The 10,886-nt window shown below is 70.3% G+C and carries 10 protein-coding genes; 5 read left to right on the top strand and 5 right to left on the bottom strand.

What is annotated here, in order from left to right; genetic code table 11:
* Positions 1–119: 119 nt before the first annotated feature.
* Together ACHFFZ_RS14040 and ACHFFZ_RS14035 are read right to left on the bottom strand one after the other, a co-directional pair.
* Positions 120–620 carry a DNA-binding protein gene (locus ACHFFZ_RS14040; RefSeq protein ID WP_394277225.1) on the bottom strand — a complete coding sequence of 167 codons (501 nt, stop codon included), beginning with the start codon at positions 618–620 and terminating at the stop codon, positions 120–122.
* Positions 621–668: 48 nt separating this feature from the next.
* Positions 669–1,811, bottom strand: coding sequence for a serine/threonine-protein kinase (locus tag ACHFFZ_RS14035; protein WP_394277224.1), 1,143 nt, complete (start codon positions 1,809–1,811; stop codon positions 669–671).
* A 116-nt stretch (positions 1,812–1,927) separates the two neighbouring features.
* On the opposite strand from ACHFFZ_RS14035, the gene ACHFFZ_RS14030 reads away from it, so the two are divergent.
* Positions 1,928–3,895: a VWA domain-containing protein gene (locus ACHFFZ_RS14030; protein ID WP_394277223.1), complete on the top strand. Its 1,968-nt coding sequence runs from the start codon at positions 1,928–1,930 to the stop codon at positions 3,893–3,895.
* A 5-nt stretch (positions 3,896–3,900) separates the two neighbouring features.
* Here ACHFFZ_RS14030 and ACHFFZ_RS14025 read toward each other — a convergent pair whose 3' ends face one another.
* A complete protein-coding gene (locus tag ACHFFZ_RS14025) occupies positions 3,901–5,133 on the bottom strand; it encodes an APC family permease (RefSeq protein ID WP_394277222.1) in 1,233 nt (410 codons plus the stop codon).
* A gap of 129 nt (positions 5,134–5,262) precedes the next feature.
* Here ACHFFZ_RS14025 and ric point away from each other — a divergent pair, with 129 nt between their 5' ends.
* Together ric and ACHFFZ_RS14015 are read left to right on the top strand one after the other, a co-directional pair.
* Entirely contained in the window at positions 5,263–5,970 is a 708-nt protein-coding gene (gene ric, locus ACHFFZ_RS14020) for an iron-sulfur cluster repair di-iron protein (RefSeq protein WP_394277221.1), read from the top strand.
* 43 nt (positions 5,971–6,013) lie between these two features.
* The gene (locus ACHFFZ_RS14015) at positions 6,014–7,243 is read left to right on the top strand and encodes a TIGR04053 family radical SAM/SPASM domain-containing protein (RefSeq protein WP_394277220.1); all 1,230 of its coding nucleotides are present in this window, start codon (positions 6,014–6,016) and stop codon (positions 7,241–7,243) included.
* An 11-nt stretch (positions 7,244–7,254) separates the two neighbouring features.
* Here the strand turns inward: ACHFFZ_RS14015 and ACHFFZ_RS14010 are convergent, their stop codons facing one another.
* Both ACHFFZ_RS14010 and ACHFFZ_RS14005 read right to left on the bottom strand, forming a co-directional pair.
* Positions 7,255–7,761 (bottom strand): DNA-binding protein, encoded by a 507-nt coding sequence (locus ACHFFZ_RS14010; protein ID WP_394277219.1) that lies wholly within the window; start codon positions 7,759–7,761, stop codon positions 7,255–7,257.
* Between the two features lie 33 nt (positions 7,762–7,794).
* Positions 7,795–8,820 carry a serine/threonine-protein kinase gene (locus ACHFFZ_RS14005; RefSeq protein WP_394277218.1) on the bottom strand — a complete coding sequence of 342 codons (1,026 nt, stop codon included), beginning with the start codon at positions 8,818–8,820 and terminating at the stop codon, positions 7,795–7,797.
* Positions 8,821–8,988: 168 nt separating this feature from the next.
* On the opposite strand from ACHFFZ_RS14005, the gene ACHFFZ_RS14000 reads away from it, so the two are divergent.
* Both ACHFFZ_RS14000 and ACHFFZ_RS13995 read left to right on the top strand, forming a co-directional pair.
* A complete protein-coding gene (locus ACHFFZ_RS14000; protein ID WP_394277217.1) occupies positions 8,989–9,792 on the top strand; it encodes a VWA domain-containing protein in 804 nt (267 codons plus the stop codon).
* A complete protein-coding gene (locus tag ACHFFZ_RS13995; protein WP_394277216.1) occupies positions 9,696–10,865 on the top strand; it encodes a hypothetical protein in 1,170 nt (389 codons plus the stop codon). Before ACHFFZ_RS14000 ends, ACHFFZ_RS13995 begins: the two co-directional genes overlap by 97 nt.
* Positions 10,866–10,886 lie beyond the last annotated feature (21 nt).

The following is a 10,886-nucleotide window of genomic DNA, read 5'->3' as shown; positions in this document are numbered from 1 at the left end:
TGTCGACGGGGAGCAGGACCAGCCCTACGAGAAGTACGACCCGGCCAAGCGTTCGCACCGCAACTGAGCCCTTGCGGGCCCGGGGCAAGCCCGGGCCCGGGCATTCCGGACGGGGGCCCTCAACCGGCGCGCAGGCGCTGGGTGAGGGCCTCTGCCCTGTCGGTGCGCTCCGCGCCGTAGACGCGCAGCAGCTCGGCCACCGCGGGCAGGTCCTCGGCGAGCCGTTCGGCGGCGGCCAGGTAGTCGGTGGCCGGGGCCGCGGCCCGGAAGAGCTCCTGCACCTCGGCGCCGAGGCTCCGGCTGCGGGTGAGGGTCCCGGTCAAGGCCGCCGCGGGCTGGGAGCGCAGCTGGGTGAGGGCCTGCTCGACCGTCAGTCGTCCGGCCTCGACCTCGGCGACGGCCTCCTCCACCTGGCGCAGCCGGGCCGCGGCGGTGGGGTTGGCGATCTTGATGCGGTGGCCATTGATCAGCTGGCTGACCATGGGGGCCGAGATGCCCAGCAGCGAGGCGATGCCGCCCTGGTTGAGCCCCAGCACGGCGGCGCAGTGCCCCAGGATGTCGGCCAGCGGCGCCCCGTAGAGCTCGGCCTGCTGTGCCCGGGTGTGCTCGGTCTCGTCCATGGGGAGAAGACTAGCCATTTCTTTGCAGGTGCAAAGTTCGTCTCGCGTTCACAGGGCCAGTGCCAGGGCGAGCAGCAGCAGCCCGAGGCCGAGCAGGACGAGCGGGAGGGCGCCGATGCCGTCGAGGAGTCCGGGGTGCGTGTTCGCGCCGGCCCGGGGAACCACGCGCGCGACGGGCGCCACCGTCGTGGCGGGGATCGTTGCCTCCACGGGGAACCCTGCCGTCCGGGACGGTTCGGTGGGATGGGACGGTTCGGCGAGATCGGGCCAGTCGCGCCGTGCGGACCGGGTGGGCTGGACGGAGGGAGCAGGCTGGAAGGGGCGGGCCGGACCGTCCGGCCCCCAGCCCGCGGGCAGTTCGGGGACCTGGTCGAAGACCTCCACGACCTCGTCGAGGACCAGGCCGGTGCCGAGCAGGTCGTCGAGCTGAACGGCGGCCAGGCGGGCTCTGGCGGCGGTGGCCGAGGTGGGGCGGGCGTCGACCTCGGCCAGCAGGGAGCCCACCCAGCGGCCAAGGGTCGTGTGCCGCCAGGCCTCGGAGACCCGGGGCGGGTAGGGCTGGCGCTCGCCGGTGAGCATGCGCAGCACCACGGCGCCGACGGCCCACAGGTCCTGCCGGGGGTCGGGGTCGGCACCGTGCAAGGCCTCGGGTGGCAGGTAGCCCGGCGTGCCGATCACCTGGCTGGTCCTGGTCAGGCGGGGTTCGTCGATGGCGACGGCGATCCCGAAGTCGCCCAGCCGGATGGTGGGAGGGCCGGTGCCGGTGGCCTCCATCAGGATGTTGGCGGGCTTGACGTCGCGGTGCACGAGCCCGGCGGCGTGCACGGCCTCCAGCGCCTCCAGCAGCTGCGCGGCGACGTCGAGGGCCCAGCCGACGGGCAGCGGGCCGTGGTCCCCCAGGACGGTGCTGAGTGATCCGCCGCGCACCAGGGGCATGGTGAACAGCACGCGGTCGTCCTCGGCCACCCATCCCAGCGGGGCCACGACGTGCGGGTGGTCGACGCGCCAGCCGGTCTCGCGCACGAAGCGCACCAGGCTGGCGGCGTCGGCCTGCTGCAGCAGCTTGCCGGCCCGGTAGGCGCCCTCGCGGTGGTCCCAGACGCGCCAGACCGCGCCGGAACCGCCCTGGCCGAGCAGGTCCACCAGTTCGTGCCGGCCACCGATCATCTGTCCCATGTCGAGCCCCAGCATGCCACCCGGATGTGTCGGCCGGGGGTGGTGTGGGCGATGATGACGGGGACCTTGACAGTCGTCCAACCCTGTGCAAAGTTTGCAACTGCAAACCTCGTCGTCCTGGAGGATCGATCGTGACCACCGCACGCCGTGGCGCCGCACTGCTGGCGACCGCCACCCTCGCCCTGGCCGTCGCCCAGCCCACCACCACCGCGGCCGCCCCCGCCGACGAGCCCCGCATGGTGCTCCTGCTCGACTCCTCGGGCTCCATGAAGGAACCCGCCCAGGGCGGCATGACCAAGATCGAGGCGGCCCGCACCGCGCTCAGCTCGGTGATCGCAGACCTGCCCGTCGACACCGCGACCGGCCTGCGGGTCTTCGGCGCCAGCGTCGAGAATGCCGGCGACCCGGGCGCCTGCCAGGACTCCCAGCTGGTGGTGCCGGTGGGGACCGACAACCGCGCCGCACTCGAGACCGCCGCCGCCAACTACAAGCCCCATGGCGAGACGCCCATCGGCCACGGCCTGCAGGAGGCCGCCAAGGACCTCGGCGAGAGCGGCAAGCGCTCCATCGTGCTGGTCAGCGACGGCGTCGCCACCTGCGAGCCCGATCCCTGCGATGTCGCCGAACAGCTGGCCGGCAAGGGGGTCGACCTGGCCATCCACGTGGTGGGGCTGGGCGTCGATGCCACCACCCGCAAGCAGCTGCAGTGCATCGCGGACAAGGGCAAGGGCACCTACCACGACGCCAAGGACGCCACCCAGCTCGCCGAGGCCCTCGACCGGGCCCAGCGCACCCTGCTGCCGCCCAAGATGGTCGACGGCAAACCGGTCAAGGGCACCCGCACCATCGTGGGGGCACCCAGCATCCGGGTCGGCGACTGGATCGACGACATCGGGCCCGACGGCTCCGAGGACGGTGTGCGCTTCTACCGCCTGCGCCGCACCATCCCCGGCTCGACGCTGCTGGCCACCGCGATCGTCCACCCGAATGCCGAGCAGCAGGACGCTGTCATGGCGACGCTGAGCGCGGGCGAGACGCAGTGTGGCGTCGACACCGCCAACGGCCACCCCGGGGGCGACCAGATGATGGTCTCCGCCACGGCCGTGGCCGACCAGCGCGACGAGGACTGCGCCTCGGCAACCGACCTGGTCCTCCAGGTGAAGCGCAAGGGCGTGCGCAAGGGCACCGGCACCCCCCCGCTCCAGCTCGTGGTCAGCGAGGTCCCGCCGGTGACCAACCTGGACCAGCTGCCCGAGGCGCCAGCCAGGCGCACCCTGCCCGCGCCAGCCTTCGGGCCGGGCACCAGCGTCCAGCCCGGCGGCACCCTGGCGGCCGCGGCACCGATCGTGGGCGGTGCCACCTACGAGCACGTCCTGGCGCCGGGCCAGATGCACACCTACAAGGTCCCCGTCGGGTGGGGGCAGAGCCTGTCGGTGCAGGTGCAGTCGCCCAAGCCCGGGCCGCAGCTGGCCAAGCTCTTCCGGGAACAGCGGATGGTGCTTGACGCCGAACTGTTCGACCCGGCCGGGCGCAAGGTGGCCGAGCACCCCATCCGGCTCACCCAGTACGGCTACTCCAGCAAGATGCAGGCCGCAGACGTCACCTTCAACTTCCCCGAGGGGCAGCCGCTCAAGCACCCGTGGGTCGCCGGCCACTACCGGGTGGCGATCGGCGTGCGCGGCCCCGCCGATGCGCCGAAGGTGGAGGTGCCCTACCAGTTCGTGACCAAGGTCGACGGCAAGGTGCAGGGCGTACCCGCCTATGGCACGGTGGCCGGGGTCTCCCCCAGCCCGTCCGCGAGCGCGACGGCTGCGCCGTCGGGTGATTCCGGCAGCCCGGCTGCGGTCGCCGGTGGTTCTGGCTCGGACCAGACCAGCCAGGACAAGGCTGGCTCGCAGACCGGCACCAGTGACGAGTCGCACGGGATCAGCCCCTGGCCGGTGCTGCTGGGCGTCCTGGGCATCATCCTGACCGCCTGCGGAGTGGTGCTCGGCCTGACCCGGCGCCGCAGGAACCGGCCCGATGCGGCCCCGTCCGGCAATGGACTGCCCTACCAGACGGAGTGGAAGCCGGGAGGGGACTCCTCAGAGCACCGCTGAGGACGTCAGCGCCGGGCCACGAGCCGGATCCCGACGCCCATGGCCAGCACCGCCAGGCCAGCGACGACCGAGCCGACAGGCAGCGTGGCCGCCAGCACCAGGCACAGCACCATGCCCAATCCCTGCAGGGCTCGCGGATAGCGACGCCCCTCGCTCTGGTGCCAGGCAGCGGCATTGGCGACGAAGTAGTAGAGCAAGACCCCAAAGCTCGAGAAGCCGATCGCCCCACGCAGGTCGGTGGTGAGCACCAGGACGGTGACCACCACCGCCAGCGTCAGCTCGGCGGTGCGTGGCACCTGGTGCTTCGGCTCGATCGTGGCCAGGGCTCGGGGCAGGTCGCCCCCGCGAGCCATCGCCAAGGAGGTGCGGCCGATGCCGGTCATCAGGTTCAGCAGGGCCCCCAGCGCGGCAGCTCCGGCCCCGAAACGGACGACCGGGCTCGCCCAGGAGGCCCCCACCGTCTGCACGACGGCGGCCAGGGGTGCGTTGCTGCTGGCCAGGGCCCCGGCACCCAGCACGTGCAACAGGGTGAGCGCGACGGCCAGGTAGATGAGCAAGGCAATGCCCAGTGCCAGCACGATGGCGCGGGGAATGGTGCGCTCGGGCTCGGTAACCTCCTCACCCATCGTCGCGATGCGGGCGTAACCGGCGAAGGCGAAGAAGAGCAGTCCCGCGCCCTGCAGCACGCCGAAGGCGCCGATCTGCCGCGGCGCGTCGGACGTAACCGGCGCCTCTGCCGTCCAGCCCAGAAGGACCACCAGCGCCAGGACCACGATCACGACCGCGGCCAGGGCTCGCGTCAGTTTCGCGGTGCGGGTGATGCCCCGCAGGTTGGCGCTCGCCAGCGCCCAGACCAGCAGCACTGCGGCCGGACGTTGCCAGGCGTGTGGCACCAGGTAGTGCGCCGCGGTGAGTGCCATTGCGGCGCAGGAGGCGGTCTTGCCGATCACGAAGCACCAACCGGCCAGGAAGCCCGGCCAGGGCCCGAGTTCCTCACGTCCGTAGAAGTAGGTGCCGCCGCTGGTCGGGTAGCGGGCGGCCAGCTGGGCCGAGCTGGTGGCATTGCAGAAGGCGACCACTGCAGCAATGGCCAGGCTCACCATCAACCACTGACCGGCGACCCGTGCCGCCGGGGTGAAGGCGGCGAAGACGCCGGCACCGAGCATGGAGCCCAGGCCAATGGCGACGGCGTCGGTCAGGCCGAGCCGACGAGCAAGGGCGGGGGAAGCGCTGGTCATGCGCGGCAGGCTAGGGCTTTCGAGCAACGGGAGGGTGAACGACCACCCCAACATTTTTACACGGAATATTCCTTGTATAGTCGGAGGTGTTGGGGATCCCAACCCCAGCAACCACACACGAGGAGAGCCATGATCGACACCAGCACCACCCTCGGAGACCTCGTCGCACAGGACATGAGGCGAGCTCGCCTCCTGGAGCAGCACGGGCTCGACTACTGCTGCAATGGTCAGCGCAGCCTGGCCCAGGCCGCCGCCGAAGCGGGACTGGACGTAGACGCCCTTGCCCGCGACCTCGACCTGCCCGAGGCCCCCACAGCCCACACCACCCAACCACTGGCCAATGCCGCCTTGGCCCACGACATCGTCGACACCCACCACGCCTATCTGTGGCAGGAGATGCCCCGGCTGCAGGCTCTGGTGGACAAGGTCTTCCAGGTGCACGGCGAGAAGCATCCCGAGCTGGCACGGGTCCGCGAGGCCTACACCGCGGCCGTCGCCGATCTGGAGCCACACCTCACCAAGGAGGAGCGAGTGCTCTTCCCGGCCATCAGCAAGCTCGAGAAGACCCAGGCGCCAGTCGCATTCCCCTTCGGCAACCTGGCCAATCCCATTCGCCAGATGATGGCCGAGCACGACGTAGTCGGCGACCTGTTCAAGGAGATGCGCTCACTCACCGACGGCTTCACCCCTCCCGAAGGCGCCTGCAATTCCTACCGGGCCATGCTTTCCGGGCTGGACGAGATGGAACAGGACCTCCACCTTCACATCCACAAGGAGAACAACGTGCTCTTCCCCCAGGTGCTGCAGCTGGAGGAGGAGATCCACGCCCGGGCCTGAGCGTCACGACCAACCCTCCTTCCCTCATCTCGTCAGGAAAGCCATGAGCCAATCCACCTCCCCGGTCACGACACGAGCCACCGGGGCCCGTCGCTCCCCCGTGCGGGAGCTGCGTCACGATCCCGACGACCGGCCCTTCATCGTGATCTGGGAGGTGACTCGGGCCTGCCAGCTGGCCTGTGCCCATTGCCGCGCCGATGCCCAGCAGCGCTTCCACCCTGATCAACTCACCACGACCGAGGGAAGGGCCCTGCTGGACGACATTGCCCAGTTCGGCAAGCCGACCCCCATCGTGATCCTCACCGGCGGAGACCCCTTCGAACGCACCGACCTGGAGGAATTGGTGGCCCACGGCAACCGACTGGGCCTGTCGATGGCCTTGTCACCCTCGGTCACCGCGAACTTCACCGCCCAGCGGCTGGCGAGCCTGCGTGCGGCGGGCGGCAAGGCGATCTCCTTGTCACTGGATGCCGCCCACGCCGAACTGCACGATGCCTTCCGCGGCTTCTCCGGCACCTATGACGCCACCCTGGCGGCCGCACGGGTGGTGAACGAGGCCGGATTCCGGCTGCAGATCAACTCCACGATCACCCGTCGCACCGTCACCGAACTGCCAGACCTGATGGTGCAGGTCAAACAGATGGGTGCCCACCTGTGGTCGCTGTTCTTCCTGGTGCCCACCGGACGCGGCCAGGCCCTGCAGGCGCTGGATGCGCAGGAGAACGAGGACGTGCTGCAGTGGGCCCACGACGTCAGCGGTTACATCGCGATCAAGACCACCGAGGCACAGGCCTACCGGCGGGTGGCGATGCAGCGCGACACCCACGACGCCCCACCCCACGGCGCGCTCTATGACCAGCTGATGGCCCGCACGCTGGAGTTGGTGACCCCCGCAGACTTGGAGAATCGGCGCCCGCGGCCGCCACTGGCCACCAATTCCGGGCGCGGCTTCGTCTTCATCGACCATGTGGGCGACGTCTACCCCTCTGGATTCCTGCCCCACCATTGCGGCAACGTGAAATCCGAATCCTTCCGCGGGATCTACCGCAATTCGCCGGTGATGCTCTCGCTGCGACGCCCCGACGAATTCCACGGCAAGTGCGGGGTGTGCCCGTTCAACCAGGTCTGTGGTGGGTCTCGCTCACATGCCTACGCCGTCACGGGAGACCTGTTGGCCTCTGATCCCACCTGTGCCTACATCCCGCCGCGCTGGCTGGCCGAGCACGACGGCGATGATCCCATCACCGGGGCTCGCGCGCCGGCAGCCGGGTGAACGGGCTCCAGTCAGCCCTGCAGCAGGTGCAGGGTGTGCTCCTGGGCCCGGTCGGCGCGTTCGGTGCCGTAGACCCGCAACAGGGTGGCGATGCCCGGGAAGTCGTCGTCGAGGCGTCGGGCGGCCTCAAGGTAGTCGGCGGCCGAGGCGGTGGCGCGGAAGAGGGCCTGCACCTCGTCGCTGGTCTGGGCAGCGCGGGTGCCGGTACGGGTGGTGCTGGTGAGCGGGGCGGTGGGCTCGTTCATCCGTGCCATGGCCTCCTCGACGTCGAGCAGTCCGTCGTCCACCTGGGCGACGAGCTCCACCATCATCCGCAGGCGCTCGGCGGCCACCGGGTTGGCGATCTTGATGCGACGAGCACTCATCAGTTGGCTGACCATGGGAGCCGACAGGCCGAGCAGGGCAGCAACCTCTTGCTGCCGCAAGCCGAGAACTCCGGCGCAGTGGCCGATCACCTCGCCCAGCGGGGCACCGTAGAGGGCTGCCTGCTGGGCCCGGTTCGCACTGACGTCATCCACGCCCACAGGCTAACAAGTTTGCAGCTGCAAAGATCACCACAACAGAACGGCGACGACCAGCAGCACCAGACCGAGCACCACCAGCGCCGCGGGTAGCAGCCCGACGGAGCGGCTCGCCGGGGGCTCAGCCGGGGTCGCCCCACTCGGCACCTGAGCAGGACCGACGAGGGTTGGCGCGACCACCTCGTCGGGCCTGGACCCGGACGGTTCCTCGAGGCCGGGCCGGGGGCCGTCCGGCCCCCACCCGTCGGGGAGGTCTCCCAGCTGGTCGAAGACCTCCACCGGCTCGTCGCCGATGCAAGGAACCAGCGGCAGCCGCAGCGCCGCCAACCGGGAGCGCGCCTGCGCGGCGTCGGGGCGCAGGTCGCTCGGCTGCAACAGGCCGAGCGCCCACTGCGCCAGCGGGGAGTCGAGCCCATCGACGGGGATCTCGGGGCCGCTGGGGCGCCGGCCGGTGAGCATCTCGAGCACCACCACCCCGACGGCGTAGACGTCCTGGCGTGGGTCGGGATCGGCGCCGGCCAAGGCTTCGGGTGAGAGGTAGCCGGGCGTTCCCACCACGTGGTGCACGGCGGTGAGGCGGGGATCCCCGACGGGCACGGCAATGCCGAAGTCACCCAGCCGGACGAAGGGCCTGCCGGTGCCGGTCGGCTCGAGCATCACGTTGCCGGGCTTCACGTCGCGGTGCACCAGGCCGTGGGCGTGGACGGCGGCCAGGGCGTCGAGGAGCTGGTCGGCCACGGCGGCGGTGAACCAGACGGGCAGCGGGCCATGGTCGGCCATGACGGTGGCCAGGGTGCCGCCCCGCACCAGCGGCATGGCGAAGATGACACGGTCGTCCTCGCCCGTCCAGGTGAGCGGGGCGACGACGTGCGGATGGTCGATGCGGTGGCCACTCTCCCGCATGAAACGCAGCAACGAGACCGAATCGGCTTGTCGCAGGACCTTCCCGGCCCGGTAGGCGCGTTCACGGTGGTCCCAGGTGCGCCAGACGGCACCCGATGCCCCTGCGGCGATCGGGTCGACGAGTTCGTGGCGCGCGCCGAAGGTCTGTCCCATGTCGGCACCAGCATGCCACCTGGAGAGGCGCTCATTGACTGCGGCAGGCCTCTTGACTGAGACCCACCACTGTGCATTATTGGCTATTGCAAAGTCATGAACGGACGACCCGACCCTGGCCTGAAAAGCCCTGACACCGCCCCGCGGTCAACCTCTGGGAGATGCAGCATGAACACCACCAGGACCCTGTCAGCACTGGCCGTCCTCGCCGTACTGGGCACGACGACGATGTCCGCACCGGCACGCGGCGAGGGGGACGACCAGGGCGGCACCATGATGCTCGTGCTCGACTCGTCGGGCTCCATGAAGGAACCCGCCCAAGGCGGCATGACCAAGATCGACGCGGCGAAGAAGTCCCTCACGTCGCTGGTCGGTGGCCTGCCCGTCGACACCGGGGTTGGGCTGCGGGTCTTCGGTGCCACCGTCGAGAACCAGGGTGATGCGGGGGCGTGCACCGACTCCCAGCTGGTGGTCCCGGCCGGCACCGGGAACCGGGCGGCGCTGCGGGCGGCGGTCTCCACCTACACGCCCTACGGCGAGACCCCGATCGGCTTCGCCCTGACCGAGGCTGCCAAGGACCTGGGAGACAAGGGCAAGCGCTCCATCGTCCTGGTCAGCGACGGTGTGGCCACCTGTGAGCCGGACCCGTGCGAGGCGGCCAAGCAGGTGGCCGCCCAGGGCGTCGACGTCACCATCGACGTGGTGGGGATGAGCGTCGACGAGCAGGCCCGCAAGCAGCTGCAGTGCATCGCCACCGCGGGCAAGGGCAAGTACTACGACGTGAAGAACTCAGACCAGCTCAGCACTGCCCTGGAGCAGACCAAGAAGCACACCGCCACCCGGCCCAGCTCGAGGGCAAACCGGTCAAGGGCGGTTTGGTCTCCACCGAGGCCCCCACCATCCAGGCCGGCGACTGGACGGACACCGTCGGCCCCAAGGGCGGCAAGGACGCCACCAAGTACTACCGGCTGAAGCGCACCATCCCCGGCTCGACCATGGCCGTCTCCGCCATCTACCAGCCCGAGACCAATGTCGAGGACATGGTGGACGTCGATCTGACCAGCGCGAACGGCCGCGTCTGCGCCTCCGGGACTGGATACCACCAGTCGGGGGCCTTCTCCTCCGCCACCGCAGTGACCGGACTGCGCGACGAGGGGTGCGCCGGCGGCGAGATGGTGGTGGAGGTCTCCCATGACGAGCTCTACGCGGCCAAACAGCCCCGCAAGGTGCAGCTCAAGGTGACGGAGGTCCCCCCGGTCACCAACATCTCCTCACTCCCCGAGGCGCCACGGGATGGTCTGGCCAAGGCGCCCGCCATCGGCACGCCGACGCCGATGACGGGAGGCAAGTCGCTCTCGAGTGCGGCCGCCGTCGAGGCGGGCAAGACCTATTCCGGCACCATCGCCGGCAATGACGTGCAGACCTTCAAGGTGCCGGTGGGCAATGGGCAGCGCCTGGCCACCACTCTGAAGTTCCCCAAGATCTCCGACCAGCTCGCGGCCCCCTTCAATGACCTCCCCCTGGATCAGTCATGGCGTTCGACCATCACCGTGCTCTCCCCCGACGGCAGGCGAGTGGGCCGCGATGTCACCCTCTACCTCGGATCGATCGACGCGACGGCCGAGGTCGGCACCGGCACGGTAGCCACCCGCAACCTCGCGAACAATGTGCCGGACAACTGGCTGGCCGGCTACTACACCGTCGTCGTCAGCCTTGAAGGCCCCGCGGGCAAGAAGACTCCCGCCGTGCCCTTCGCCTTCGCCACCGACGTGACCGGCTCGATCACCCCGGCACCCGAGTACGCCGCCGAAGGGCTGGCGCCCTCGTCCAGCGCGAGCCCCAGCGATGTCGAGACCACCAGTCCGGCGCCTTCGAGCGAAGGCTCGGCGTCCGCCTCCGCGGAATCCTCTGCCACACAGGAGACCTCCTCGGAGACCGCCTCGGCCGAGCAGGGTTCGTCGGCGCTGCCCGTCGTTCTCGGTGCCGGCGGACTGGCGCTGGTGGCCGGAGGCATCGCGCTGGCTTTGCGCAACCGTCGTCGCTGACCGACGAAAATTGTCGGTGCC

Source organism: Luteococcus sp. (genome assembly GCF_043424415.1).
Lineage (GTDB): Bacteria > Actinomycetota > Actinomycetes > Propionibacteriales > Propionibacteriaceae > Luteococcus.
This window is presented reverse-complemented; position numbering and strand designations above follow the sequence as displayed.